Here is a 26,168-nt window from a genome sequence, read left to right on the forward strand (position 1 = left end):
CGACGACGAAGGTGAGGTGGATCGGACCACGCGGACTGTCTTCGCCCACGATCACGTCGGGCCTTCTCCGATCCATCAGCACGGCTTCTACGCCGCGCGGGTCGTCGAGCCGTCGTCGTCACCGAGAGGCCCGAGGCAGCGGTGCTCGGCGAACATCTGCTGGAGTACCGCCAGAAGGCTGCCGGCACTTGGCGTCCGGACCTGTCGAAGCTTCGGACGATCTCCTCCAAGTCATGCTTCTTCTGTCCCATTCCTGCGTCCTCCATCGAGCCCGGAAGCCTGCCTCAGGAAGGACTTTGATGAATGCTTCGGGCCCCGAATTCCCGGTGGTCCTCGGCCGGTCTGCTGCGCGGCGCGCGCTCCACCGCGTCCTTGGCGGTGGAGCGCGCCGCCCATGCATCAACCTCGACAATCTGATGACGGGAAAGACAACCGGAACGGATGATACCTGGCGCAGTCGAAAGTTCCGAACAATCATCAGATTTCAGGGGGTGCGCTGTCCGCGCCCCCGAAATATCCGTTCTGTGGGTGCGACAGGGATTCGCGTTACGGCGATAACCCGCTGCGCCTGCCTTGAAGGAGGATCAACCAGCGCCGGCCGAGCAGGCGGCAGCAGCAATGACGGAGACTGCATGCAAGCCCTCGCGAGAGCCTTGAACTTCCGCGCGAAGATCATCCTTGCGCTCCTCCTTGCTGGCCTCCTCCCTTCCGGTGCGATCCTGACGCTCGACATGGCCCGTTTTGAAGCCTCGGTGCGGAGATCGGTCGAATCCCAGTTGCATCTGGCCGGAGATGCAAAGGGGGCGATGCTCGAGGCGTGGTTCGCAAACCTGCTTACGGTTGCCGGAAGCCTTGCAGAAAATCCCTTCGTGATCGCCGCGATGACGGACCTCGAACGCGGCGCGGATCAGCTTTCAAGGAGCGGGTCCCCGCCCGTCAACGAAGCAAGGCTTCGTGAACGCTACCAGATTCAGGCTGAACGGACACGGGACGCGTCCCCTGACGCTGTTGATCGATGGATGCGGCTGGACGTGACGGCGCGTCGCCTGCAGAATCTTTATGTATCCGGCAATCCGAGGCCCTTGGGAGAAAAGCAGGCCCTCGATGACGCAGGCGACGGCAGCCCCTACTCCGCGGGGCACCGGAAATACCACCCGTTCTTCCGCAACTACCTGGAAGATTTCGGGTTCTACGACATATTCCTCATCGAGCCGCAGGCGGGCTCCATCGTCTACTCGGTGTTCAAGGAGACCGATTTCGGAACCTCCCTGTTCGACGGCCCGTACAGCGGCACCGCCTTCGGGCGCGCCGCCCAGGCCATCGTGCGCAACGCCGGAAGCGATCCGTTCCTGGTCACCGATTTCGCGCCCTATGAACCGTCCTACAACGCTCATGCGGCCTTCATCCTGATGCCTCTACGTCAGGACGGCGCGCTTGTCGGCATCCTTGCCTTCCAGATCCCGATTGAACCGCTCAACGACATTCTGAGAAGGCCGATCGCGGGATTTGCCACGTCTGACGGCTTCCTCGTCGGCGCCGACCGCCTCCTGCGTTCCGTGCCGCTGAAGGACCAATCCCTGGAAGTGGGATCGCCGGTCGATGGCGACATCGTGGAAGCCGCCCTGGCTCGAGACGAGGGTGTCATGCGAGGTGCGAACTACGCCGGCGAGGATGTGTTGGCGGCCTTCCGGCCGGTCGCCATTCCCGGCATGACATGGGCCATCGTGTCCGAGATCTCATCCGACGAGGCCTATGCCGACTTGCGTGCAGGCCTGCGAGCGGCGGGCATGACGGCAGGGGGCGCCGCGGGCTTGATCGTCATCGCCGGATTGTTGACCGCCATCTGGCTGCTTCGACCGATACGGCGGCTCTCCGCCGATATGCACGGCATTGCCGTCAGCTCGGTCGGGGCGCTGAAGGAAGCCTCCGGTTCTGCCATAGCGGCCGCCGAGAAGATGGTCGTGACGGCTGAAGAGACGAGCCGCCAGTGTCAGGTGGTCAAGGATAACTTCGGTCATGCGGCGACCAATGTCGCGGATGTGGTCTCTGCCGTTGAACAGATGTCGGCGTCGGCTCAGGAAGTGGTGCAGGGCGTGGTCCGCACGACGGGCTTCATGGAGGAGGTCACGCGGAAGGCCGAGTCTGCCCGGACGTCGCTCACGGACCTCGAGCAGGTCACGCATCGCATTCGCGGTGTCGCGAGCCATATCGGCGGAATTGCCAGGCAGACAGACCTTCTCGCCTTGAATGCGGCGATCGAGGCCGCGCGAGCGGGGGAGGCCGGACGTGGGTTCAGCGTGGTCGCTGAAGAAGTCCGCAAGCTGGCAGCCATGACAACGCGGTCGACAGGCGAGATTGCGGCTGAAGTGCAAGCCGTCGTTGGTGCGGTGGAGCGGAACGTGGTCATCATCCGCGACATGACGGGTTTGATGGAGCAGGTTCGCGATCAGGCGCAGGTCATGTCTGTAACCGCTCTTGAACAGGGACATGTTTCCACACGCATCGCCTCTCGCATGGCGGACACCGCTCAACGCGTCGCGACCGTCGACAACAGCATGGCCGGTGTGGGATCCGCCTCGGCCGAGGCGGCTTCGACCGCAACCGGTCTGATGGACCAGATGGCAGATGTCGATGCGGCTTCCGTGGATCTCGATGCTGCCATCGGAACATTCGTCGAGAGGGTCAGACGCCTCTAGGCTCCAGACCCATTGATTTCAGGCGGTTCCGCGTGATTCAGGCCTCGCAGGGAGACCTTACCGCTGAGCAACCTCTACTGGCTGACCAAGGCCCAAATCGAGCGCCTGAGGCCCTTCTTTTCCAAGAGCCATGGCAAGCCGCGCGTCGATGACCGGCGCATTTTGAGCCGCATTATCTTGTTCAACGGCAATGGCTTACATTTGACGCACCACGGGAATATGGTCTGGGCAAGACCCTGCACAGCCGCTGGAAGTGCTGGAGCGACAACGGCGTCTTCGCCGGATCCTGGTCGGCCTGGCTGGCCAGAGGGCCAAGCACAAGACCAGCATGATCGACGAGATCTATCTGAAGGCGCATCGCGCGAACTCCAGCCTGTGCGGATAAAGGGGAACGTGCTGGTCTGCCTCCAGAAAAGTGGTCCTCCCCGAGGTAGGCTTTCGGGCCTCATGGGGGGCTCTGTTGTACAAAGCCGCTGAAGGTGGAGCTACCCCTTGTCCCGGACACACTTATCCCACGGCTTCGGTCACGGGTCTGCCGAGCGCGGTGAGACCGTTCATGATGGCTGCACGAAGCTGAAGCTCGGCAACCTGCCGGTCAGGCTCCCGCGCCATGAGGCGTTGGCCCAGAAGCTCCATGCAGTGCATCCTGGTTTCGGCCCGACTCCGGCGATGGTAGCCGCTCCACTTCCGCCAGATTTTCCGGCCCAGGCGTTTCGATGCGCGGAGGGCCTCGTTGCGGGCAATGGCACTCGCGCTGTCGGGTTTCCGGAGCCTGGCATTCTTGCGGGGCGGCATGACGGCAAGGGCGCCCCGGTCGGCGATGGCATCGTGACACTTGCGCGTATCGCAAGCCGTCTGCGGTGACGCTGCCGATCTCCTGATCGGGCGGGATCTGGGCGAGCAATTCGGCCAGCCTAGGCGCATCGCCGGTATCGCTGCCGGTGAACTCGACCGCCCGGATTCCCAGTGTTTCTTCATCGATCCCGAGGTGAACCTTGCGCCAGATGCGGCGTTTGGAGCCGCCATGCTTGCGGGCATTCCACTCGCCTTCACCCTCAACCCTGGTCCCGGTGCTGTCGATCAGAAGGTGCAGCGGACCTTCCGAGCCACGATACGGGATGTTCACGGCCTAGGTCTTCTGGCGGCGCGACAGCGTGCTGAAATCCGGCACTGACCAGTCGAGCCCGCTCAACTGCAGAAGGCTCTCGACGAAGCCCGCCGTCTGCCTGAGTGCCATGCCGAACAGCCCTTTCATCGTCAGGCAGGACTGGATCGCAGCGTCGCTGCAGGTGCGCTGCCGGCCCTGATTGCCGGTCGGCCTGGCCTCCCACGTCATCTCGGGATCGAACCAGATCGTCAGCGAGCCCCGGCGCTTGAGCGCTTCGTTACAGGCCCGCCAGTTCCTGATCTTGCAGGCCACCCGCACCTGCTAAGCCAGCCACCCCGACCGTGGCGCCGAGGCCCGTCATGCACTAACATTCAAACCGACCACTCAATAGGGGCAGGCCAACCGCGGCTTCGTGTTGAACGCCAAAAAAGGTGCGGCGTCTGATGAGGGGGACATGACCTGAATCCGCGGCGGTGGCGTTTCGTCCGCACAACCGACACTGATCACGCCTGCCTGATCCATCCGTTCGTGGCCAGGGAACTCCAAATCCATGGCCCGGACCAGTTCTGGGGTAGGGCGGAACAGCGGTCCACCCGGTGCAAGGACCGCCCGCCGAACGACCTGACGCATGTCACGATTCCGGCCGGCTTCGCCTATGTGACGTAGATCACGGGCGCCTTGTCCCGTCGCACCGTCGGCTACGCCATCGGCCGCCGGATCGACGCACGCCGTGCCGTCGGGGCCATGAGAAGGTCGATCGCGCTGCGCCGCTTTGTGTTCCATTCTGACCGCGGCTCGCAATACGCCTCCGATCTGCACCGCGATCTGTTGAAGGAACAAGTCTTCGTCGGGTCGATGAGCCGACGCGCGAACCCATACGACGATCCACAGGCCGAGAGCCTCATGAGATGATGGCGCACTGACGGAAACGAGGAAGGCACGCCCCGTTCTGACCGAAGCGCCTCGGAGCGCGCCATTGATCGGTGCCGAACCCACACGTGGGCGTTCATCAGGGCGCGCGGGCAAGCCGCAACCGAGACGCCGAATACATGGCCGCGGCGACATCAGGCAGGGACGAGCCCGTCCCGGCGGACTTCGGACCGGCGTGACTGGCTGTTGCTGCGAGCTCCCTTCGCAGCAACAGGCAGAGCATTGTCCCAGTACTGAAACATCGCCTGGAACTTATCGACCCGGCCATCATTGATGCAGTGCAGCATCTCTGGCTGCATGCGCAGCATCCGCATCGGGAAGCCCGAGCGGATAGAAATGAAAGTGCTGCGACCCGAACCCCAACGCATTTTTGTCGTGCTCGACCGTCCCCGCGAGGAAATCCTGCGGATCGTCAGTCGCGCCCCGCTCGAAAGGACCGACAATGACGACCATTCGACAACTGATCCAGTCCAGCCCCAAGAAGACCGAAGAGCTGTTTGCAAGGCTCGTCGATACCTCCGAAACCGCCGTCAAGACGCGCGACCGTCTGTTCTCCGAGCTGAAGGACGAGCTTGAGCTTCAGGCCAGGCTCGAGGAGCAGCATGTCCTTCCGGTGCTGAAGAAGCACAAGGAGACCAAGGGTCTCGTGGCCGATGCCCTGAACGACAACCGGCAGACGCGCGAGCTTCTGGCCGAGCTGGAGCACACCCCCAAGGACAGCGAGGCGTTCGGCGTCAAGGTGGCCGACCTTCGGGCGGCCTTCCAGAAGCACGTCCGCGACGACAAGAAGGAGTTCCTGCCCGCGGTCGTCAAGGCGCTGACCGACGAGGAGGCAAGCACCATCGTCGAGAAGATCGAGGACGGGAAGGCCCAGTTCGAGGCGGCGCAGCGTGCCGAGGCCGACGAGCGCCGCGCCGAGGCCAAACGAGAGCGCGAGCAAGCCAAGCACGAACAGGCAGAGCGCGAACAGGCCGAAGCAGCCGACGCAGCAAAGGGCAAGGCGAAGGCTGACGCCGAGCGCGCCCAAAAGGAGACCGTCGCGGCGCAGACCGGGACCGGTTCGGTCGCGCGGAAAGGCAATGCGGGGCCGCAGGACGCCCAACGCCGGCCCGAGGGGCGCAATGCCGCCGAAGCGGAAGCCCCGGCAGCGAAGATGGTGGATGCCGCCGCCAATTTCGGACGCACCGCCATGACCGCTGGCGCCGAAGGCACCCGTGATCTGGGCAAGGCTCTTCGGGCTGCCACGGGCCTCGAGCAGCCGCGGGAGGCCGGCGGCAAGGCGGAGACCTTGGCCGGACCGTGGATGGTCGAACTGCTGACGGAACAGGCGCGGCACGCGATGCGGACGACCGTGGCGGTCGGAAGCGCCAGATCGCTGACCGAGGTGGCCAAGGCGCAAGGCGACTTCATGAGTGGGAGCCTTCAGCGGATGACCCAGCTCAACGCGCGCTACCTCGCCCTCGTCCGCGACGGGATGAGCATCGGCTCGTCCCTCATGCCCCGCCGCTGACCAGTGACGGCCCCCGGCCGAGAAAGATCCCCGATGCCCAGACCATCCATATCGGCGCCAAATGGCGTTTCCGCGCCCGAACGTCGGGTCATCCCGATCGTCGAGGAGCAGGCCGTCATCCTCAAGCGCAAGATGCTGGCCGAGGGCGTGCGCGTCCGGACGGTCGTGCATGAGGACGAAGCCGTGATCGACACGCCCGTCGCCCGCGAGACCATCGAGGTCGAGCGCGTTGCCCTCGACCATTGGGTCGAGGGGCCGGTCCCGGTGCGCCAGGAGGGCGACACCACGATCGTCACCTTCGTCGAGGAGGTGGCGGTGGTCGAAACGCGCCTGCGCGCCACCGCGGAAGTCCGCATCACGCGACGCCGCGAGGTCGATACCAGTTCCCACCAGGTTACGCTCCGCCGCGAGGAGGCCGTGGTCGAGCGGCTTGATAACTCCGGCGACACCGAAAGCGACGCAGGCTGACGGGCTTTTGCCTGTCCGCCGGAACTTTCAGCTGAACATATTGGAAAAACCAGAATGGCTAACCTCATCATCGCCTACAATGACCGGAACATCGCCGACCGGGCCATTGCCGCGCTGCGCGACGAAGGGTTCGGGGACGCTCACGTCCGGATCCTGAAGGGCGCCACGGCGAAGCTCGTCGCCGAAATCTCCGACTGCGGCTTCGCGGAGGCCGACGCGCGCGCCTATGCCAAGGCGGCCGGCGACGGCAAGGCCGTGGTCGTGGCCGACGTACCCGAGGATCAGTCCGATCTGGCGCAGTCGATCCTCGACGGAGTTACCTCGGGCACGGGTCCGGACAACGGCGGTGCCATGCCCAACGTCGAGGAGGAATTCTCGGTCGGCAAGGTGAAGACCACGAACGGCGGCGTCCGGGTGACCTCCAGCGTTCGCGAGACGCCGGTTGAGGCGACAGTCACGCTACGCACGGAGACGGTGGGCGCCGAACGCCGCGAGGCCAATCGCCCGCTGGAAGGCGATGAGGCCAAAGCCGCCTTCAAGGAGAAGACCATCGAGATGATGGGAACCCGCGAAGAGGCCGAGGTCCACAAGGAGGCTCGGGTCGTCGGCGAGGTCGAACTTCGCAAGGAGGCATCCGAGCGCCAGACGACCGTCAAGGACACCGTCCGCAAGACCCATGTCGAGGTGGAGCGGATCGGCGATCGCGCTGCAGGAAAGTAAGGCCACATCCGGCGGCCGCACGGCACCCCGCTCCGGATGGGGCGGGGTCTGCCCGGAGGTTCGATGCGAAGGTGTTGCCGAAGGGCCTACTTCTGCGCGTCCCGCAAGAGCATCAGCGTCTCTGCCAGGCGCTTGCTGGTCAGGGGCTTTTCGAGGCGGCGCGCAGCCTGCAGAAGCGGGTGTCCCGAGATCGAACGGACATGACCGCTGACCACGACGAACGGGATCCCCTGTTCGTGGAGCCTCATGGCGACCGGCAACACCGACTCGCCCGAGAGGGATTCATCCAGCAGTGCCAGATCGGCCCCGTCGCGCGCCAGCGTCGCCAGGGCATCTGCAACCGAAGCCGCCGGCCCGACCGGGCGGTAGCCCAGTTGCTCGAGCGTGCAAACCAGATCCATCGCGATCAGGTACTGGTCGTCGACGACCAGAACCCGGGTGCGGTTGTCTTGGGTCTGTTCCATTCGGTTTCCGCCTGTGCTGGGCGACGGTTGAGACGTGCTGCGGCAGAACGCGTGTCGCGGCCATTCAAGGCCCGTCGGGAAGGGTCAACGGGAACGATATGCGGCAGAGAGCGCCGTCGGGGGCAAGGGTCAGGTCCGCCTCTCCGCGCAACTGGTATGCGACCAACTGGCGGATCAGCGTCGACCCGAAACCTTCGCGTTCGGCAGGCCCCGGCGCCGGACCACCGGTTTCCCGCCACAGCAAATGGACATGACCGTCCCGTACGCTCCACGACACGGCGGCGCGGCCGGTCGTGTTGGAGAAGGCACCATACTTGGTGGCGTTCGTCTCGAGTTCATGCAGCACAAGGCTCAGCGCCAGCGCCTGCGATGACGAAAGAAGGACTTCGGGACCATCGACCGCGATGCGATCCGCTTCGACCGAATGGGCGTCGAGCGTGGCCTGAACGGTTTCCCGCAGCGGCCCCGGGCGCCAGTCCCGCGACAGAAGCAGGTTGTGTGCCCTAGAAAAGGCGGAGAGCCGTCCGGAGAAGGCGTGCACGAACTCGTCAAGGGAACGGCTGCGGCGCGCGGTCTGCGAGGCAAGGCCCTGCACCACGGCCAGCGCGTTCTTCACGCGGTGTCCAAGCTCGCCCATCAGGATCGCCTGATGGGCCTCGAACGCCCGGCGCTCGGTGATGTCCTCGATCGCCAGCAGGATCAACTGGACATGATCCAGCCTGCGGCCGCTCAGCAGCAGGATCTTGTGGCCGATGGTGCGGAAGTCATGCTCGACCTGGAAGTCCTGGAATGCTTCGTCTTCCGGCAGCACCTCGTTCAGAAGGCGCCGCAGCTCGGGGATGTTCCACTGGCCGTCGCCCAGGTCGTAGACCAGTCGGTTTACGGTGCGCTCGGGGTCGGCGTTGAATGTCCTGTAGAAGGCGGGGTTCGCCGAGACCACGCGGGATCCGGTGTCAAGCACCAGAAGAGGTGTCGGCACGGTCTCGACGATCCGCTCGGCGTAGCGCCGGGCGTCCTGTATCTCGGTCACCTCGCCGAAGGTGACGACGACGCCGGCGATACGGTCGTTCGCGTCCCGGTAGGGCGTGATGCGGCGCAGGAAGGTGCGGTGGCCGGCCGACTCCACCTGTCCCTCGCACCGCTCCAGCGTCGCGAGCACGTGGTGACAGTCGTCCTCCAGCCGTGGATCCTCGTAGCTGCGGACGATGTGGCCGACGGGGCGGCCGACATCCTCCTGCCGGATCCGGAAAAGCTCGGTCAGGCTGGGCGAGAACCAGCGCACGGCAAGGTCGGCATCCAGGAAGAGCGTGGCGACATTCGTGCTCCGCATGAGGTTGTCGAGATCGGCCGTCCGCTCGCGCAGTTCCGAGACTGTTTCGCGAAGTTGCGCATTGACCGTGCGCAATTCCTCGTTCAGCGACTGCAGTTCCTCCTTCGAGGTCTCGAGCTCCTCGTTCGCCGCACGCAATTCCTCGTTGATCGAGGTCATCTCTTCGCTGTAGGCGCGGGTCTCCTCAAGATTCTGATGTGCGGCCCAGGTCGTCGTGGCGAGTTCCGCGCGCAGCAGGCGGACTTCCTCTTCAAGCTCCTGCCCGCGCAGCGGCTCGGCCGGGTCGTCGCCAGGCGTCGCCTTGCGGATGGGCCGCTCCTCGACGAAGCTGATGGCGAACCGGCTCTCCGCCTCGGCGATCGGCGTCGCCTCGATCAGCAGAAGGTGTTCGTCGTTCCCGAGGACCGTGTGCGTCCTGACCGATTCCGGCTTGCCGGTGCGCGCGGCCGCATCCAGAGCCCGGCGGATGTAAGGCGCCAGCCCCTCCCGTGCCAGCGCCATGAGGTTCTGCGTCACCTCTCCTACCTGCGGCCGAAGATACTGGCTCATGTCGCCGTGGTAATAGACGATGACGGCTTCGCTGTCGGTGACGACGGCGGGTGGAGCGTAGCGATCGGCCAGGGTTGCGGCCACCCAATCCGGCAGGCGCCGTTGCCTTGCGGCCTGCAGTCCCGGCAGACCCGTGCGCGATGCGCCGCCATGCCTGCGCCCCAGCTCGCGGATCAGGGGAAAGTCCAGCAGATCGTGCCGCGTCGGACCGATCCGGCGCCAGATACGGGCGTCCTTGTCCAGCGTCTCGAAGAGGTCGCCCGTCTCGCCGACGCTCTCGGCAGAGCCGAGAAACAGCGCCCCGTCCTCGGCCAGCGCAAAGTGGAACAGGCGGATCAGCCGCCGCTGGATCTCTGGCTTGAGATAGATCAGCAGGTTGCGGCAGATCACGAGGTCCGCGCGCGAGAACGGCGGATCCTGAACCAGGTTCTGCGGGGCGAAGATCATCACGTCGCGGATCTCGGACCTGATCTGGACGCAGTCGCCCGAGCGATCGAACCAGCGGTCGACCAGGTTTTCGGGCAGGTGCGCGACCGCCGACGCGGGAAAACGGCCCGACCGCGCCCGCGCCAGGGCCGCGAGCGAAGCGTCGGTCGCGAATATCTCCACCTGCGCCTCGGACCCCGTCTGGTGCAGGAGTTCAAAGATCGAGATCGCGACCGAATAGGCTTCCTCTCCGGTGGCGCAGCCCGCGGTCCAGATGCGGATCGGCCGATCTGCCGACCGTCGCGCAACAAGCGGCTTCAGCACATTTTCCGTCAGACTTTCCCACGCCCTGCCATCCCGGAAGAACGAAGTCACGGTGATCAGCACGTTCTTCAGAAGAAGGTCGGCTTCCTCTTCGGAAGTCTCGACATACGCGGCATAGGCATCCCAATCCCCAAGCCCGAGGAAATGCACGCGGCGGTCGATCCGACGGAAAAGGGTTCCGATCTTGTATTGCCGGAAGTCGATGGTGCTTTGGCGTTGCAACGCGCGCAGGATCCGCTCGAAGGGATCGACTTGCGCCGACTCGTTTTCCGCCTCCCTTGAGCCAGTTGCCTTGCCACTCTGCCGCGCGGCGTCATCGCCGGGCATGGCCTCGCGCACAACCTTTGCGTCCCGAAGCCGCGTGGCATTTCGAACAAGCGCCGGAACCATCTGTGCCGGCTCGAGCACCATGTCCACGAAGCCCGTCTCGATGGCCCGCCGCGGCATCTCGCCGAACTCGGCGCTGTCGGGGGCCTGAGCAATCACGCAGCCGCCGGCTTCGCGCACGCCCCCGAGCGCCGTCGAGCCGTTCGATCCGGTGCCCGAGCAGATGATCACCGTCGTCCGACCGCCGAACTCTCGCGTAAGGCCGCGAACGATGTCGTCGACCGGCCGATGCGTGCTTCCGGTAGCGCGCTGCCGCGGGATCAGGGCGCCATCGGCGACATCGAGCGTCCGGTCGGGCGGCAGGACATAGATGGTCCCGCAGGTGATCGTTGTCGGATCGTCCACTGCCACGACAGGAAGGTCGGTCCTGCTGCGCAGCAACTCGACCAGGTGGCTCTCCTGATCGGGCGACAGGTGGAGGATGACGACATACGCCATCTTCGTCCGCGTCTCCTCTCGGGACATCGCGTCGAAGAAGTCGAAGAAGCTCTGCAAGGCCCCGGCAGATCCGCCCAAGGCGACCACCGGGAAGCCTGAAGGTGGTGGATCTGCCATCCGCGCAACCTGATGCATCCCGCCAGGTCTTGCAAGCGATAGTCGCCTCCATCGGTCAGGCTCTCGCCCGTCCCGCGGCGTGACGAGGAACAGTTTCGGGCGAGTGCCTGACGGCCCGGGCCGCCCGGCCCGGACGACCCCGCCGCCAGCTCGTCGCGCTTCAGGCGGCGGTCGGGCAGGTCTCCGCAATGCGCCCCGTGCCCCGGCCCACCGCAAGGCGAGCCGTGACAATCCGGTTCTTTGTTTTACGTCACAAGGCGCCGGGGTGGGGCGCGTTCCACCTCCGCGGACCATCTCGCGCCGACCCGCCCGCCAGACGATCCGGGTCGAGAGCGCTGCGCGGCGTGGCGCATGATGCGGGTCAAAGCGCAGGCTTCAAGAAGGCACGCGCCACCGTTGCCCGCAAGCTCGCCATCGTCCTCCACGCCATGTGGAGGACAGGCACGCCGTTCCGCTGGAGCAAGGTCCATGGATGACACGCAAGGAGTACGACTGACCGAATGACTTCACGGATGCGCCTGCCGAGACGCGTGGCCCGGATCAGGCCGACCCTCTGACAGGCGGCACCTCCACCCAGACGCAGGAAGATGATTGCGAGGACCATTTCGGGCGATCCACCATCCGACGCCAACATGCAGCGATCCCAACCGCAATCGACTGCGGAGAGAATCCTGAATCCGGCAAAGGCGCAGATCCGAACCAGAACCCTTGACCAATGCTATTTGAGCAGGGGCACGCCAGCTGCCTGGCAATTGTTCCCCGGCACCACGCGCGGTGCAGTGGCCGGCTTCGCCACCCGCACCCGCTGCGCCGGGCGCCCCATCTGTAGCGCCAGGACCCGCCATGCATTAACATCGAAATCGGGCCACTCAATGGGGCAGACCAAGGAGGTATGGTGATTAATGCTAAGGTCTTGTCGTCGCACAATCGCTGTTTGCTACGTTTGCGCCGCTCCAACTTCGACATTGGGAAGGGATGGTGATGGCCACTGAGAGTGAATTTGGGCATGCAGCCCCATCATGGTTTACCGCACCCGGAGAGACCGACTTTCTGGCATGGGTCACCGTCTTTTTAATTATTTTGGCCTTGTTCGGGTTAATCACTTTGTACGCGGCGTTCGACCGTTGGGCGGAGCATAAGTCGAGTGGAACGCCGCTGGCAAAGACCATCCCGACGCTGCTCACCATAGCGCTTGTATATGAGATATTCCCTTTGGACCACGTCAGTGCGCTCTTGCCGCTCAGCGCCATCCTGATCGCGCTGGCCGCGGACTGGTCTCGGTTCCACCTGGTTGGCCCGCTGGACACGGCGCCTGGACACACCGCCACGCAAACAGGCGGGCGGCCTGCGGAGCGAACGGATGCCGAAGGAGAGCCGGAGCATGCTTGAACTCCTGCTGACCTCCTTTCCCGCGATCTTCCGCTATTATCAGCTGAAGCGGCGGGGCGAGGCGATGACCGTCTGGAACATGCGGACGGCGGTGTTCGCCTGGGCCGTGATGGCCGTGGGCCTGTTTCTCGTGATCTTCTACTTCCATCCCAAATCCTATTCCGGTCTGCTTCCGTTCCGGACCATCTCTGTTGTGGCGCAGACCAGCGGCCCGGTCACCGAAATCCACGTCGAGAACGGCCAGCGGGTCGCTGCGGGCGATCTGTTGTTCAGGATCGAGGACAGTTCCCAGAAAGCACGGCTGACCCAGGCCGAAGCGGAGTTCGACAAGATCGCCGCAGCAGAGACCAAGGCGCAGGACACCCTGAGAGTGGCCTTGGCAAGCGTCGCCGCGGCGACCTCGACGCTGGAGAAATTGAGTGTCGACCGGGATAACGCCCGTCAGCTTCTGACGCGCAATGTCGGGACGCAGGATACCCTTCGCCAGACCGAGGCATCTGTCACCGCGGCCGAGGCCGAACGCGAGGCCGCCCAGGCACAGGCCGATCTTGCACGTGCGGAACTGTCGCAGGCCATCCCGGCTCAGCGCAAGGCGGCGGAGGCCGCGTTGCAGGTCGCTCGGGCAGATCTTGCCAAGACCGAGGTCCGGTCCTTCTCCGACGGACTTGTCACGCAACTGGCGCTGAGCGTCGGCAGCCCGGCCGCCACGCTCATCCTGAGCCCCGCGATGCTGATCATCCCGGATCGGCCCGAGGATCTTCCGCTGCGGTTCACCGCAGGGTTCAATCAGGTCGCGAGGTCCACGCTTTATGTGGGCATGCCGGCAGAGATCGCCTGCAACACGAATATCAACCTTTCATTTCGCGATACCGTTCTTCCTGCCCGGATCCAGGCGATCCAGCCGGCGATAGCATCAGGTCAGGTGGTTCCGGGGGGGCGCCTGCTCGAAGCTGAAAACGGCATGCAGCGGGGATCCCTGCTGGTCTATCTGGAACTGATCCACCCCGAACAGGAGAGCATCACGATCGACGGCAGCGGTTGTGTCGTGCAGACCTATACCGACAATCTTGAAGGCATCTTTGGTCATGTCATCGCAGCAACGGGGATCATCAAGGCCGCTGGTCTGAGGCTCAAGGTCTGGGGAGCCATGGTGGCAGGGGTCGGGCTTGGCGGAGGGGGTCACTGACAGTGCATCGGCAGGCCGCCGAAATAGGCGGCACGTCGGGACGGTTTCCCTCGGCCGGCGGGCTGAGGGAGGTCCGCTCCTCAGGTTCGGCATGCCTGGGCGCACCCCCCGATCCCATGCTGCAAATTCCTCGGCGTCGCAGGCCTTGTCTGCTCCGAGCGTCAGCCGCCTCGTCGAGCCGGCGAGTGGTGGTGGGCCATGTCGCGCGCGGCCTTTCGTTCGGCATGACCGTCCGCCTGCGTGACCTCGGTCTGGGCCACGAAGCCGTGCCGGTTCTCCATCCGGGAGGGCCCATGACAAAGGGCCGCGCCGGCGCCGGGAGATTTCCTGGATAGCCGCGCCTCCGGATCCGTGACCGAAGCGTGGGTGGCGTTCGAGCGCTTCTGGCCCGGGAAGTCGACCTCTGCCTTTCGGGTTCCGGGTTCCGGGTTTCGGGGCGGTCTCGGGCTTCGTCTCGGCGGGTCCGGTGTCAGAGGCGGGCGAAGGGGCTGGCGGCGGCGAAGCTCGCCCGCCGCGAAGACCTCGAATTGTGAAATGACCTCAGCGCATGACATAAGGCATGCCCTAAGTCAGAAACCCAGATCCAGACAGGCGGCTTCGGCGGTGGGAGATCCGCTCCATCGTCGCCAGATGGTCCTTACGACGCGCTTCGATGTGCGCAGGATTTCCTTGGGAGCGATGGCCCCGGCGGTGTCGGGATTCAAGGTCTGGCGTTCTTGCGGGGCAGGAGTGAGGACAAGCGGGCCTTCCAGCGGAAGGCCCGTCCGACGAACGCGGCGGCGCCCCGGGCGGCGATTGCGTCATGGCACTTGCGGGTGTCGAAGGCGGACGGTTTTCTGACCCACCTTACTCGCCTTCGATGCCAGTGCTGTCGACCCGCAGGGGCAGGGGGCTGTCGCCAGGCCGACCACCATGACCGTGGTGTCGAGAGCCGTCAGGCATCAACATTTACGCCGGACCACCCCTTGGGGCAGGCCAGTGCGACGCAAGCCGCGTCAGGCGTGCAGGGGATGCAGGTCGAAGATCGTCAGCGCGTCGAGGCGCAGGACTGCGCCGAGCCTGCGCTCGAGATACTCGATGATGTCCGGGGTGTTGAGCTTGATCTCGAAGGCCAGCACCCGCGTGTCGACCCGTTCACGGCCGTGGCGTTCGTAGCCGTAGGTGATGCGGTACTTCATGCGACCACCAGTCGGAACTGGTCTTCGGTGCGCAGCCTGTACTCGGCGAGCATCATGCAGACGGACCGCCCGCGTCGCAGGTGGCGCATGAGAGCGGCCTCGTCGGGGAACTGACGGTCGTTGGTTGCCAGAAGCGCTGCCAGCCGGCTCTGGTCGAGCGGAAGCTCTCGGGCGGGGCAGCCGTGGAGGGAACGGATGATCCTGAGCGTCATGGCGATCCCCTTAGCCGGCAAGCGCTGCTGTGCGGAGGAAGGGGCGGACGCGCATCAGCACCTCGTAGGTGTCCTCGGGCACCCGGACCCACGGCCAACCCACGGAGGTGGAATAGTCGGTCCATGCGGCGAAGGCATCGGCCGGTGCCACCTCGAAGTCGCGCATGCGCAGCGCATCCTGGATCGCCCGCACGAGCCTGCTGCGCTCCTGCGGCACGAGGGTCGCCTCTCCCGCATAGATCAGGGTCTTGGTCGTCATGTCGAACGTCTCCGTACGGCGCGTCAGGCGGAGACGAGGCGCACGATCGCCGGCGCGATCGGGCGGCCGGTGAGGGTGCGGTTGCCGTCGCGGATGGTGACGAGGCCCGAGGTGGCATCCTCGGCAACGACAACTCCGCGTGCGGAAATATAGGGAGAGATCTGGACGGTTGCGTGGTTCATGGTCGACTGTCCCCGAAGGATCAAGATGGCGGAAGAACTGATGCCGGGCTACTCGACCTGACCCTCTCCACACGAACCAACGTCCCGACATGCTATCGGTCTCATCCTCCCGACTTTCTCACCTTGACCTAAATCAACTCGCAGACGAGGACTTGACGCAAGGGATCGGGCTCCCGCTGCGGCGTTCCTCCCAGGACGCTCCTGCGGCGGATGGCGTGAGTTGTGGGAGGGGCGCCGAGGGTGATCGAGGACATGAGATCGCCCGGATCCGCCGGAAGCAGCAGGTGCCGGTTCCCCTCCGCTGCGTCTGCCGCGTCGTCAGTCAGAAAGATGCGGGATCGTCGCCGGATCCGCGGCAAGATGTAGCCGCTCGGAGGGCTCGCGTTTCGGGTTCCAGCAGGACGCCGCAGATACCGGAATGCGGTCCAGCCTCGGTCAGCGCGTCCCGCAGCCAACTCCAGACCGCCACCATCCGCGCAAGCCTGGCCGCTCAGGTCCGGCGCGCAACGAAGCCGCAACACATGGTGGTGGACCCGGCCCGCTCGGGTGTTTTCCTGCCGACGCGCCAGCGCGACCACTTCGCGGCATGCCGATCCTGGAAGCATGCCGATCCTGTCTCGCCCGGACAGGACGAGTGTGCCGAAGTCAGGATGCCGCCGGGCCTGAGGGCGCCGGCGGGCCAGACCTCACTGCACGGCGACCCGATAGAGGTGCCACGTGGCGTGGCCCAGGATCGGCAGCACGAATATCAAGCCGAGAAACATGGGGACTGTCCCCACGACAAGCAGACCGGCCACCACAAGCCCCCATGTCGCGACCGGCGCCGGGTTCTCCTGCGTAAGCCTCAGGGACGTCGCGACGGCCGTGGCCACGCCGACGCGCCTGTCGATCAGCAGCGGAATGGACACGATGGTCGCGGCCAGCGTTGCCGCCGCAAGGATGAAGCCCGCTCCGCAACCGACGATCAGCATCGTCCAGCCGGGCAAGGTCGTGAAGACTTCGGTCAGGAAGGTGCCCAGCGAGGCCGGGGGTTCCGGTCCCAGCGTCAGCGCGAAGATGAAATAGGCCGCCAGCATCCAGATGACGAACATGACCACGAGGCCGAGACCCATCACGAAGAGCGCACCGCTGGCCGGCGATGCCAGCACGGCGAATACGGAACCGGAGCCCGGGGTCTCGCCTCGCTCGCGACGCCGGCTCATCTCGTAGAGGCCGACGGCCGCGACCGGTCCGAGGAGTGCGAAGCCCGACATCAGCGGGAAGACGAGCGGCAACAGATCGCGTTGCAAGGCCAGGGTCGCCAGCGCAAGCCCGATGATCGGGTAGAGAACGACGACGAAGATCACGTCGCTTCGGAGCGCCGCGAAGTCATCGACCCCCCGTCGCAAGGCGAGCAGTATGTCGTCACGATCCAGCCGCCTCAGCTGCGGCAGAGAGGTGTGGTCGTCTCCCCGGATCTCATGTGCCGCGTCTGCGACGTAGCGCGACGATGTGGCCAGCGCCTCCACCGTCCATGAAAGGGGGTTTCCAATCGTCTTGACCGCTTTGCCCATTGCGAACCTCCTCGCGGGTGTCGAGCGGTGCATCGACCAGTCAAATCGTCACCGGTCATGGCACCGGCACATGGGCAGACTACCACGTTCCGGCAGATCAGGCGATCACGATGGCTCGTTCGGCGGAGCCCGCGGCGAGCGATCCCGTGCCGACCCGGCGACCTGCACGGTCCAGGCTCCCGACCGAAGGATTCGGACGTTTCGCGGGATTCAGGCCTCGCAAGGAGTTCTGACGGATGAGCAACCTCGACTGGCTGGTGAGCGTCCGAAGAGCTGGTGTGATTTCATAGCTGCCAGCGGTGTGATCCCGGGGTCGCCATCGAGGTGGAGTTCGGCGACTTCACCCACGGGCCAGACGACCAGGAGGAGCGCGGACCTGTCCTTGCTTCCGGCCGGGCATGATCAGAGAGACTTCCTCCGCCGCATCGCCGGGGCGGTCCTGCAACTGAACCAGGATTGACGGCGCTACCCCGATCTGTCACGCCATGCCGCGACGGTTCCCGACGGCGAACAAGCCCGAGGGATGAAAAGGGAACGCGGTGAGGGGAGACCCCCGAATCCGCGACTGCCCCCGCAACTGTGAGCGGCGAGCCGCCCCGACGGACACCACTGGCCGATGGCCGGGAAGGTTCGGGGACGGCTTTGACCCGCAAGTCAGGAGACCTGCCGTCAGGCGCATCCGCGCCGCCCTCGCCGGGATACCGGCCCAAACCCAATCGCCGTCGGGGATGACGGCCAGGAGGACGACATGCATATCGAACCCGGTCTCGTGACCGGAGCCAAATCCATCGTCGGCTACGCCACAGCGGCGACCGCCGGTCTCTACGCGCTGAAGCTCGGCTGGTCTGCGATGCGCGAAGGCGGGGTCAGCTCGCTGGTCCTGCGCAGCGCGATCGCCACCGGAGCGGTCTTTTCCTTCTTCGAGATCCTGCCGCACCATCCGGTTGGCGTGTCCGAGGTTCACCTGATCCTCGGCTCGACGCTGTTCCTGATCCTCGGAGCCGCGCCTGCGGCGATCGGGCTGGCGCTGGGTCTGCTGATCCAGGGGCTCTTCTTCGCGCCCTTCGACCTGCCTCAGTACGGCATGAACGTCACGACGCTGCTCGTGCCGCTCTTCGCGCTGCGGGCGCTGGCCGGGCGGATCATCGCTCCGCACACGCCCTACGTCGAGCTCAAGTACCGTCAGGCGCTGGCGCTTTCGACCGCGTATCAGGGCGGGGTGGTGGCTTGGGTGGCCTTCTGGGCCTTCCTCGGCCAGGGCTTCGGGGCAGAGAACCTCACCGCCATTGCGAGCTTCGGCAGCGCCTACATGCTGGTGATCCTGATCGAGCCGCTTGCCGATCTGGCGGTGCTGGCGGGCGCCAGGTCGATGCACGGCCTTGCCCGATCCGGGCTCTTCACCCATCGGCTGCACCACGCGGCCTGACCGGAGCGGCCCCTTCGGGGGCCGCTTGCGCGGCGAAAGCCGGCTGCGCCCGGCGCTGGATGACGCCGGGAATCCGCTGTCGGCGGTATGAAGGGCAGGGCGGGTAGCCCCGGTTGTCGCCGGCACCGTCGCCATCGGAGGCCGCCGGCCGGCAATGAGGGAGCGTGGCGGTCAGATCGCAGGATCGCCTGCCAGCCTCGATGAAGCGCGCCGGGCAGGGCGTTCCGGCAACGGGTTCCCGCGGGCGCGCTCTGCCTTCGCATACGTTCCTCCCACAGGGAAAGGTTGGCATGCAGGACGACGAGACCCGCCCGGCGCGAGCAGGATCCCGGCGGCTTCCGGTGATCTGGCCGCCCGGTCTGATGATTGCTGCGCCGGGCTCGGGCTCGGGCAAGACCACGGTGACGCTGGGGCTTCTGCGGGCGTTTCGCGATGCGGGTCTGGTCGTGCAGCCGTTCAAGAACGGCCCCGACTATATCGACCCTGCCTTTCACCTTGCGGCGGCGGGGCGGCCATCCTTCAACCTTGACGGCTGGTCGATGGGTGAAGACCTGCTCGGCGCGCTGGCGTTCCGGGCGGAGGGAGCGGATCTGGTCATCGCCGAAGGGTCGATGGGCCTCTATGACGGGACCTCGACGGCCGGGCGAACGGGGCGAGGGGCCGCCTCCGAGATCGCGCGGCGCTTCGGCTGGCCCGTGGTGCTGGTGCTGGACGTGGGGGGGCAGGCGCAGTCGGCCGCGGCGACGGCGCTCGGCTTCGCGCGCCACCCCGAGGCGCCTGACTTCGCAGGCGTGATCCTGAACAATGTGGCGGGGCCGCGGCATGAGGCGATGATCCGCCGCGAGATGGCGCGCCTCGGCCTGACCGTGCTCGGGGCGCTGCCCCGGCGCAAGGATCTCGTCCTGCCCGAACGGCACCTCGGGCTCGTTCAGGCGGGCGAGCATCCCGACCTGGAGGCGGCGATCGGATGTCTCGCCGCGCTCCTGCGCGATCATGCCGATCTCGACGCGCTCCGCGCGGCGGCGCGGGCCGGTGCGGCGCCGGCCGCCGGTCGTCTGCCACCACCACCCGCACAGCGGATCGCACTTGCATCGGATGCGGCCTTCACCTTCACCTATCCGCATCTTCTGACCGGCTGGCGCGAGGCGGGGGCCGAGATCCTGCCCTTCTCCCCGCTCGCCGACGAGGCCCCGCCCGAGGCCGATCTGGTCTGGCTGCCGGGAGGTTACCCGGAACTGCATGCCGGCAGGCTGGCGGCGGCCGAGGCCTTTCGCTCGGGTCTCTCCCGCCATGCCGAAACCCGCCCTGTCCATGGCGAATGCGGCGGCTACATGGCCCTCGGCACGGCGCTGGTGGATGCCGGCGGCCAGCACCACCGGATGGCGGGGCTTCTCGGCCTCGTGACCAGCTATGAACAGCGGCGGCTGCATCTGGGCTATCGCACTGCGCATCTGCTGTCGCCGCTGCCGGGACATGCCGTGGGGGCCCGACTTGCGGGCCACGAATTCCACTATTCCACCATCCTCGACCAGCCCGACGCGCCGCTCGCCTCCGTCACCGATGCCGAGGGCAACCCGGTGCCAGAGACCGGCTCCTGCCGCGGCCATGTCACGGGCAGCTTCTTCCACCTGATTGCCGCCGGATACCCGTGAACGGCCGTAGAGTCGCGGCTGGCCAGCCCTCAAGCTGCCCTGCTGGTGCCGAGGCGGCGCGGCTGCCGGTGGGGCGTCACCCGTTTCCGTTCCTGGCCATGGCCTCGTCGGGCTCTCCGAGCGGGCGCGGCCGCGCGACAGGCGGATCGGTCTGTGGCCGGCCGCTCCACGGCTGCGGATACTCCAGCCACTTCTGGATGAAGTTCCACGATTGCAGGTAGCCGTCATGCGGCAGCGTGCAACTCGAACAGTCCTTGCGCACAAGACCGTGACGGTCGGTATAGGTCTGATAGGGGCCGGGGCATTGGTAAGCGATCAGAGGGCAGTAGCAGAAGAGGCAGTTGAACGCGCGCTTCACGCCGGGGTGGCAGGGCAGGAAGGGGCAGTCGCGATTTGTGAACCCCTTGAAGGCCTCGTTCAGCGTGGTGTCCTTGGGCTCCATTGCCTCTCCTTCGATAGCGGGTCCGGAGGGCATCGGGGCGCCGTTCCCGGCGCGACGCCGGGTCCATGCCTCCGGGCCCGCCGGCCGGGTGGTGGTTCGGTCCGGCAGGTCTCCGGGCCCGCAGCTCGAACGCCTGCCCGCCCCGGGGGGGCAGCGGCATGGCAGAAGGCTCGCCGATCGCAGCTGCGGGGGCATCGCCGGACCCGGACCTGCTTCCCTTTTCGCCTGCGGGGGTCATCGCAGGCACCGATCGTGTCTACAGCGTCGGGCAAGGAGCGCGGAAGAGTCAACGCCCGGGCCGCGCGGCAACATCGCTGTTGACAGGGTCTGCGGGACGGGGTTCAACGTCTGCGCCATCGGTTCTTCCGCAAGGAAGAGGAAAGAGGGAATGCGGTGAGGCCGAAGTGCCGACTCCGCGGCTGCCCCCGCAACTGTAAGCGGTGAGCGAAGGCCGGACATGCCACTGGGCGCTGCGCCCGGGAAGGTCGGCCAGAGCTGAGACCCGCGAGCCAGGAGACCTGCCGCTGGCGCGCGAGGAGCGATCCCGCGCCTTCCACCGGACGCCGGGGTGCGCGTCTGGCGCGGGAAACGGCGCAGGAACACGCGACCGCGCCCCGTGCCATGGGTCCCCTCCGTCCTTTCGCACGACCGCCCGCAGGATAGGGCCGGAGAGGGGACGACGATGAAACTCCGTCACGCAATGCTTGCTGCGGGCCTCATGATGCCTGCCGCCGCCGAGGCGCATTTCCAGCTGATCTATGCCGAGACGCCGCTGATCGAGGCACCGGGCGATGTGCCGGTGAAGCTCGTTTTCTGGCATCCGTTCGAGAACGGACATGTGATGGACATGGGCAGGCCGCAGGCGTTCTACGCGGTCAGCCGCGGGCAAAGGATCGACCTCTCCCAAAGCCTCAGGCCCTTCACCTTCGCGGGCGTCTCCAACGCGGCGCAGGCCTTTGATGCAATGGTGCCGGTGACGAAGGCGGGCGATTACGTGCTGGTGGTCGAGGCCGCACCCTATCTGGAGCCGTCCGAGGACATCTACATCCAGCAGTACGCCAAGGTCTACCTGAACCGCATGCAACTGCCGACGGACTGGACCGAGCCGCAGGGGTTGCCAACCGAGATCCTGCCTCTGGTCAAGCCCTACAACGTCATCGCCGGCTCGACCTTCACCGGGCGCGTCCTGTCCGAGGGCGAGCCGGTGGCCGCCGCGGTGATCGAGGTGGAATACATGGCGGCGGAACCCGATGCGGTGGCGAACGCCCCGAGGACCCCCACGGCCCGGCCGATGCCCGGCGGTGCCGTGGTCGCGATCTCGGACGACGCCGGCTATTTCACCTTCGGCATTCCCACGGCCGGATGGTGGGGCTTCGCCGCGCTCGGAACCGGGCCGGTGAAGGAGCACGCGGGCAAGGAGCTGAGTCAGGACGCGGTGATCTGGGTCCGCGCCTGGGATCTGGAGTAGGCCGATGCACATCGTCGATGGCGCGCTTTCGGGTCCCGTGGTCGTTGCGGGCGCGGTGCTGGCCGCGGCCGGCGTCGGGCAGGGGCTGCGTCACCTGCCTGTCGAAAAGATACCCGTGGCGGGTATGCTGTCGGCGACCTTCTTCGTCGCCTCTCTGGTGCATGTGCCCATCGGGCCGTCGTCGGTCCACCTGATCCTGAACGGGCTCGCGGGGTTGGTGCTCGGCTGGGCGGCGTTTCCGGCATTGTTCGTGGGCCTCCTGCTGCAGGCGGTTTTCTTCGGCTTCGGTGGTGTCACGGTGCTGGGGGTGAATACGCTCAACATCGCGGCTCCGGCGGTTCTGGCGGGAATGCTCTGCCGCCGCGGTCTTGCCGGCCCGCCCGCCATGGCCGCGATCTCGGGTGCGGTGGGCGGCGCGCTCGCCATCGCACTGACGGCGGTGTGCGTCGGCGCAGCACTCGCGCTGTCCGGCGAGCAATTCCTTCCTGCGGCCAAGCTCGTCTTTCTGACCCACATTCCGGTCATGGCGGTCGAGGCGGCCATCACCGGCGCGGCCGTGTCGCTGATCCGGCAGGTGAAGCCGGAGCTCTTCTCGGTCATGGAGGCCGCCAGATGAAAGTCCTGCTCGCGCTGATCCTGATGCTGGCGCCCCTGCCGGCCATGGCGCACAAGGTGATCGCGTCGGTCTATCCGGCAGGCGCGTCAATCGAGGGAGAGGTCGGCTTCTCCAACGGCGACATGGCGGCCAACCAGACGGTGACGGTGTCCGATCCGGCAGGGCGCAGTCTCGGCGAGACCGTAACCGACGCGGCAGGCGCCTTCAGCTTCGCGCCCTCCGAGCCGGTGGCACATGTGTTTCACGCGGATCTCGGCGCGGGCCATGTCGCGGAAACCGTGATGAGCGAGGAAGATGTGGCCGCAGTGCTCGGACGTGCGGTGCCTGCCGCACCTCCGGCGGCCGTGTCCGCGGCCGCTCCCGCCAAGGAGCGGGCGCCTGCGGACGGCCTCTCTGCCGAGACGCGCGAGGAAGTTGCCGCGATGCTGCGAGCCGAGCTGCGCCCGCTGCGGCAGGAGATTGCAGCCTACAGGGAGAAGAACGACTTCCAGACCATACTCGGCGGTCTCGGCTGGATCGCCGGGCTGTTCGGGCTCGGCTTCTACCTCGCTGCCCGTCGCCGGATGGCGGGCTGAGGCTTGAGCCACCTCCTTCCCGCCGATGTATCCGAGCCACTCCCGGACGGGGGCGCCCTGCGCCGGATCGATCCGCGGGCGCGCCTCGTCGCGGCCGCGGGCTTCGCCTTGGCCGCTGTGGCACTCTCGACGCTGACCGGTCTCGTTCTCGCGCTCGGCCTGGCGCTGGCCCTGCTGGTGGCTAGCCGCCTTCCGGTCGCGCCGACGCTGAAGCGCATGGCGATGATGGACGGGTTCATCGTCTTCATGCTGGCGCTTCTGCCCTTCACCGTGCCGGGGACGGCGGCCTTTACGCTCTGGGGATTTCCGGCCAGCTGGCAGGGGCTACGGCAGGCCGTGGCCATCGCGCTGACGGCCAATGCGGTCATCCTCGCGCTGATGGTGCTGGCCGGCACGCTGGAGCCTGCGATCCTCGGCCATGCGCTCGCGAGGCTGGGGGTGCCCGAGCGGCTGGTGCATCTGCTCCTCTTCACTGTCCGCTACATCGAGGTGCTGGCCGAGGAATACCAGCGCCTGCGCCTCGCCATGCGGGCGCGCGGCTTCCGGCCCCGCACCGACCGGCATACGGTGACGAGCCTCGGCCATCTCGTCGGAATGATGCTCGTGCGCGCGCTGGAGCGGTCCGAGCGCGTCCTCGCCGCCATGCGGTGCCGCGGATTCACCGGGCGCCTGCCGCTGATCGACCGTCTGGCATGGCGCCCGTCCGATACCGCGTTCCTGGTCGGGCTGGCCATGGTGCTCCTTGCCCTCCTGCTGCTGGATCTGCGCCTTGCTGATTGAACTCTGCGACCTGCACTTCGCCTATCCGGGAGGCGCGCCCGTCCTGCGCGGCGCGACGCTGTCCCTCGCCGGGGGCGAGCGGCTGGCTGTCACCGGGCCGAACGGATCGGGCAAGTCGACACTCCTGCAACTGGCCGTCGGGTTGCTTCGCCCCGCGTCGGGCCGCGTCGTCGCCTTCGGGCAGGAGCGTCGGCACGAGGAGGAGTTTCACGAGGTGCGCCGTCGCGCCGGCCTCGTGTTCCAGGACGCCGACGACCAACTCTTCTGCCCCACGGTTGCCCAGGATGTGGCCTTCGGCCCGCTCAATCTCGGCCAGTCTCGGGCGGAGGCGCTTGCGACGGTGGACCGCGTGCTGGCGCGGCTCGGCATCGCGTATCTGCGCGACCGGGTGACCCACAGGCTGTCGGGGGGCGAGAAGCGGCTGGTGACGCTCGCCGCTGTCCTGGCGATGGAGCCCGAGGTGCTCCTGCTCGACGAGCCGACGACGGGTCTCGACCAGGCCAACGAAGAGCGGCTGACCGATCTGCTGGCAGGCCTGCCACAGGCGATGCTGTTCGTCAGCCACGACCGCAGCTTCCGCGGCCGGCTTGCTACCCGCGAGCTTCGGTTGCACGAGGGGCGTCTGATTGCCTGACGCCCGCCTCTTCAGCCGCGCCGCTCGAGGCTGGTGACGACCGGCCTGCCCGGAGTGTCATGCATCGGCACGGCCAGCCCTTCGCGCGAGAGGAGGATGGCGATGGAGCGCAGCGGCGCGATCTCGGCGCAGACGATCATCAGCGCCACCATGATGGGCACCGAGAGGAACATGCCCGGAATGCCCCAGACCGCGCCCCAGAAGGCGAGGCTGATGATGATGCCGAAGGAGGACAGCTGCAGTGCACGCCCCATCAGCATCGGATCGAGGATGTTGCCGCAGATGAACTGGATGGCGCCCACGGAGGCGAGCAGGGACAGCGCCGTCTTCACATCGACCGTCTGGACGAAGGCGACCAGCACGATCAGGAGGGTCGCGACGATGGATCCTATGCTCGGAATGAAGTTCAGGACGAAGGTCAGCATCCCCAGCGGAGCGGCGAGATCCAGGCCGAAGGCCAGCGCGACCCCCCAGACCAGCAGGCCGGTCAGCGCGCTCACCAGCGTCTTGACGAGGAGATACCGGTTCACGCGGTGCATGATGGAATTCACGATCTCCTCGACCCTGCGCGCACGTTCCACATTGCCGATCAGGTTGAGCAGTTTCACCGGGAACCAGACCCTCTCGGCGAAGAGAAAGCCCACGAAGAGGATCACGAGCACCGTGGCCTGCATCAGCGCGCCCGCCTGCGCGGCCAGCGTCCGCAGATAGCCCGACACCTCCACCGCGCGGAGCGAGGAGAGCACGGCCTCTTCCGCATCCTTGCCCAGCCACGAGAAGACCGCCGCGACGGCGGCCGGAGCCTGCTCGCTGTAGTTCAGCGCCGTCACGAGGACGGTGTTGACTTGCGAGACGATGACCGCGGCGAGCGACAGAAGGACAGTGGCCAGCAGGAGCAACGCGAGACTGCTCGCAAGCCAGTTCGGGATCTTCACCGGACCGAAGCGGACTCGCCCGACGAGCGCGATCGCATCGCTTGTAAGGCTGAAGAGAATGACGGATACGGCGAGCGAGATCAGGATGAACTGCGCCTGCACGAGCAGGAACAGCACCACCGCAAAGGCGATGATGACCAGGGCGGCCGTCTGGACCCGCGAGATGAGGGAGCGGTCCTTCGGCGTGCCGGGAAGAGGGACGGGATCGGGCATG

24 protein-coding genes, 4 pseudogenes and 3 riboswitches are annotated in these 26,168 nt (G+C 66.4%); of the genes and pseudogenes, 15 read left to right on the forward strand and 13 right to left on the reverse strand.

The window, feature by feature from the left end; all coding sequences use genetic code 11:
* Window positions 1-632: 632 nt before the first annotated feature.
* Window positions 633-2,696: a methyl-accepting chemotaxis protein gene (locus tag ACTVZP_RS12190; RefSeq protein WP_443212417.1), complete on the forward strand. Its 2,064-nt coding sequence runs from the start codon at window positions 633-635 to the stop codon at window positions 2,694-2,696.
* A gap of 63 nt (window positions 2,697-2,759) precedes the next feature.
* Window positions 2,760-3,072 (forward strand): annotated as a pseudogene (locus tag ACTVZP_RS12195) (transposase); the annotation flags it as partial.
* Between the two features lie 131 nt (window positions 3,073-3,203).
* Here the strand turns inward: ACTVZP_RS12195 and ACTVZP_RS12200 are convergent.
* Window positions 3,204-4,122: pseudogene (locus ACTVZP_RS12200) on the reverse strand (IS5 family transposase).
* A 360-nt stretch (window positions 4,123-4,482) separates the two neighbouring features.
* Here ACTVZP_RS12200 and ACTVZP_RS12205 point away from each other — a divergent pair.
* On the forward strand, window positions 4,483-4,716 hold the full coding sequence (locus ACTVZP_RS12205) for a DDE-type integrase/transposase/recombinase (protein WP_443212418.1): 234 nt from the start codon (window positions 4,483-4,485) through the stop codon (window positions 4,714-4,716).
* 285 nt (window positions 4,717-5,001) lie between these two features.
* Here ACTVZP_RS12205 and ACTVZP_RS12210 read toward each other — a convergent pair whose 3' ends face one another.
* Complete coding sequence (locus ACTVZP_RS12210; protein ID WP_443212419.1) at window positions 5,002-5,187, reverse strand: hypothetical protein; 186 nt, start codon at window positions 5,185-5,187, stop codon at window positions 5,002-5,004.
* Between ACTVZP_RS12210 and ACTVZP_RS12215 the strand changes: the two genes are divergently transcribed.
* From ACTVZP_RS12215 to ACTVZP_RS12225, 3 genes are read left to right on the forward strand one after another with little or no spacing between them, the layout of a single operon-like run.
* Complete coding sequence (locus ACTVZP_RS12215; RefSeq protein WP_443212420.1) at window positions 5,177-6,244, forward strand: hemerythrin domain-containing protein; 1,068 nt, start codon at window positions 5,177-5,179, stop codon at window positions 6,242-6,244. The genes ACTVZP_RS12210 and ACTVZP_RS12215 overlap by 11 nt on opposite strands.
* Before the next feature lie 33 nt (window positions 6,245-6,277).
* The gene (locus ACTVZP_RS12220; protein WP_443212421.1) at window positions 6,278-6,712 is read left to right on the forward strand and encodes a YsnF/AvaK domain-containing protein; all 435 of its coding nucleotides are present in this window, start codon (window positions 6,278-6,280) and stop codon (window positions 6,710-6,712) included.
* Between the two features lie 54 nt (window positions 6,713-6,766).
* Window positions 6,767-7,432 (forward strand): YsnF/AvaK domain-containing protein, encoded by a 666-nt coding sequence (locus tag ACTVZP_RS12225; protein ID WP_443212422.1) that lies wholly within the window; start codon window positions 6,767-6,769, stop codon window positions 7,430-7,432.
* A gap of 86 nt (window positions 7,433-7,518) precedes the next feature.
* Here ACTVZP_RS12225 and ACTVZP_RS12230 read toward each other — a convergent pair whose 3' ends face one another.
* Window positions 7,519-7,896 (reverse strand): response regulator, encoded by a 378-nt coding sequence (locus ACTVZP_RS12230; protein WP_443212423.1) that lies wholly within the window; start codon window positions 7,894-7,896, stop codon window positions 7,519-7,521.
* Window positions 7,897-7,960: 64 nt separating this feature from the next.
* Window positions 7,961-11,467, reverse strand: a complete 3,507-nt coding sequence (locus tag ACTVZP_RS12235; RefSeq protein WP_443212424.1) for a CheR family methyltransferase — start codon at window positions 11,465-11,467, stop codon at window positions 7,961-7,963.
* A 981-nt stretch (window positions 11,468-12,448) separates the two neighbouring features.
* Here ACTVZP_RS12235 and ACTVZP_RS12240 point away from each other — a divergent pair.
* Window positions 12,449-12,856, forward strand: coding sequence for a hypothetical protein (locus tag ACTVZP_RS12240; protein ID WP_443212425.1), 408 nt, complete (start codon window positions 12,449-12,451; stop codon window positions 12,854-12,856).
* On the forward strand, window positions 12,849-14,042 hold the full coding sequence (locus ACTVZP_RS12245; RefSeq protein ID WP_443212426.1) for an HlyD family secretion protein: 1,194 nt from the start codon (window positions 12,849-12,851) through the stop codon (window positions 14,040-14,042). The genes ACTVZP_RS12240 and ACTVZP_RS12245 overlap by 8 nt, the downstream gene beginning before the upstream one ends.
* Window positions 14,043-14,165: 123 nt before the next feature.
* Here the strand turns inward: ACTVZP_RS12245 and ACTVZP_RS12250 are convergent.
* The 7 genes and pseudogenes from ACTVZP_RS12250 to ACTVZP_RS12280 form a co-directional block, all read right to left on the reverse strand.
* A pseudogene (locus tag ACTVZP_RS12250) lies at window positions 14,166-14,555 on the reverse strand (IS5/IS1182 family transposase); the annotation flags it as partial.
* A gap of 75 nt (window positions 14,556-14,630) precedes the next feature.
* Window positions 14,631-14,883 (reverse strand): annotated as a pseudogene (locus tag ACTVZP_RS12255) (hypothetical protein); the annotation flags it as partial.
* Between the two features lie 154 nt (window positions 14,884-15,037).
* Window positions 15,038-15,220, reverse strand: coding sequence for a hypothetical protein (locus tag ACTVZP_RS12260; protein ID WP_443212427.1), 183 nt, complete (start codon window positions 15,218-15,220; stop codon window positions 15,038-15,040).
* Complete coding sequence (locus tag ACTVZP_RS12265) at window positions 15,217-15,432, reverse strand: hypothetical protein (RefSeq protein ID WP_443212428.1); 216 nt, start codon at window positions 15,430-15,432, stop codon at window positions 15,217-15,219. The genes ACTVZP_RS12260 and ACTVZP_RS12265 overlap by 4 nt, the downstream gene beginning before the upstream one ends.
* Before the next feature lie 10 nt (window positions 15,433-15,442).
* Window positions 15,443-15,691, reverse strand: a complete 249-nt coding sequence (locus ACTVZP_RS12270; protein ID WP_443212429.1) for a hypothetical protein — start codon at window positions 15,689-15,691, stop codon at window positions 15,443-15,445.
* A 23-nt stretch (window positions 15,692-15,714) separates the two neighbouring features.
* Complete coding sequence (locus ACTVZP_RS12275; protein ID WP_443212430.1) at window positions 15,715-15,873, reverse strand: hypothetical protein; 159 nt, start codon at window positions 15,871-15,873, stop codon at window positions 15,715-15,717.
* Between the two features lie 686 nt (window positions 15,874-16,559).
* Window positions 16,560-17,426, reverse strand: coding sequence for a DUF2189 domain-containing protein (locus tag ACTVZP_RS12280; protein WP_443212431.1), 867 nt, complete (start codon window positions 17,424-17,426; stop codon window positions 16,560-16,562).
* A gap of 478 nt (window positions 17,427-17,904) precedes the next feature.
* Window positions 17,905-18,111, forward strand: a riboswitch (cobalamin riboswitch).
* A 63-nt stretch (window positions 18,112-18,174) separates the two neighbouring features.
* Between ACTVZP_RS12280 and ACTVZP_RS12285 the strand changes: the two genes are divergently transcribed.
* Complete coding sequence (locus ACTVZP_RS12285) at window positions 18,175-18,852, forward strand: energy-coupling factor ABC transporter permease (RefSeq protein WP_443212432.1); 678 nt, start codon at window positions 18,175-18,177, stop codon at window positions 18,850-18,852.
* Window positions 18,853-19,142: 290 nt separating this feature from the next.
* Entirely contained in the window at window positions 19,143-20,504 is a 1,362-nt protein-coding gene (locus ACTVZP_RS12290; protein WP_443212433.1) for a cobyrinate a,c-diamide synthase, read from the forward strand.
* Window positions 20,505-20,580: 76 nt separating this feature from the next.
* Here the strand turns inward: ACTVZP_RS12290 and ACTVZP_RS12295 are convergent, their stop codons facing one another.
* Entirely contained in the window at window positions 20,581-20,946 is a 366-nt protein-coding gene (locus tag ACTVZP_RS12295; protein ID WP_443212434.1) for a cysteine-rich small domain-containing protein, read from the reverse strand.
* A gap of 86 nt (window positions 20,947-21,032) precedes the next feature.
* Window positions 21,033-21,212: riboswitch (cobalamin riboswitch) on the reverse strand.
* Window positions 21,213-21,286: 74 nt separating this feature from the next.
* Window positions 21,287-21,486: riboswitch (cobalamin riboswitch) on the forward strand.
* A gap of 142 nt (window positions 21,487-21,628) precedes the next feature.
* On the opposite strand from ACTVZP_RS12295, the gene ACTVZP_RS12300 reads away from it, so the two are divergent.
* Genes ACTVZP_RS12300 through ACTVZP_RS12320 form a run of 5 tightly spaced genes read left to right on the forward strand, consistent with a single transcriptional unit; the run spans window position 21,629 to window position 25,019 of the window.
* Window positions 21,629-22,414: a DUF4198 domain-containing protein gene (locus ACTVZP_RS12300; RefSeq protein WP_443212435.1), complete on the forward strand. Its 786-nt coding sequence runs from the start codon at window positions 21,629-21,631 to the stop codon at window positions 22,412-22,414.
* 4 nt (window positions 22,415-22,418) lie between these two features.
* A complete protein-coding gene (cbiM, locus tag ACTVZP_RS12305; protein ID WP_443212436.1) occupies window positions 22,419-23,030 on the forward strand; it encodes a cobalt transporter CbiM in 612 nt (203 codons plus the stop codon).
* Window positions 23,027-23,605, forward strand: coding sequence for a carboxypeptidase-like regulatory domain-containing protein (locus ACTVZP_RS12310; RefSeq protein WP_443212437.1), 579 nt, complete (start codon window positions 23,027-23,029; stop codon window positions 23,603-23,605). The genes cbiM and ACTVZP_RS12310 overlap by 4 nt, the downstream gene beginning before the upstream one ends.
* A gap of 3 nt (window positions 23,606-23,608) precedes the next feature.
* A complete protein-coding gene (gene cbiQ / locus ACTVZP_RS12315; RefSeq protein ID WP_443212438.1) occupies window positions 23,609-24,385 on the forward strand; it encodes a cobalt ECF transporter T component CbiQ in 777 nt (258 codons plus the stop codon).
* A complete protein-coding gene (locus ACTVZP_RS12320) occupies window positions 24,375-25,019 on the forward strand; it encodes an energy-coupling factor ABC transporter ATP-binding protein (protein ID WP_443212439.1) in 645 nt (214 codons plus the stop codon). Before cbiQ ends, ACTVZP_RS12320 begins: the two co-directional genes overlap by 11 nt.
* An 11-nt stretch (window positions 25,020-25,030) precedes the next feature.
* On the opposite strand, the gene ACTVZP_RS12325 is transcribed toward ACTVZP_RS12320, so the two are convergent.
* A complete protein-coding gene (locus ACTVZP_RS12325; RefSeq protein WP_443212440.1) occupies window positions 25,031-26,167 on the reverse strand; it encodes an AI-2E family transporter in 1,137 nt (378 codons plus the stop codon).
* Between the last annotated feature and the right edge of the window lies 1 nt (window position 26,168).

This window comes from Rhodobacter sp. NSM (assembly GCF_052244495.1).
Classification (GTDB): Bacteria; Pseudomonadota; Alphaproteobacteria; order Rhodobacterales; family Rhodobacteraceae; genus Cereibacter_A.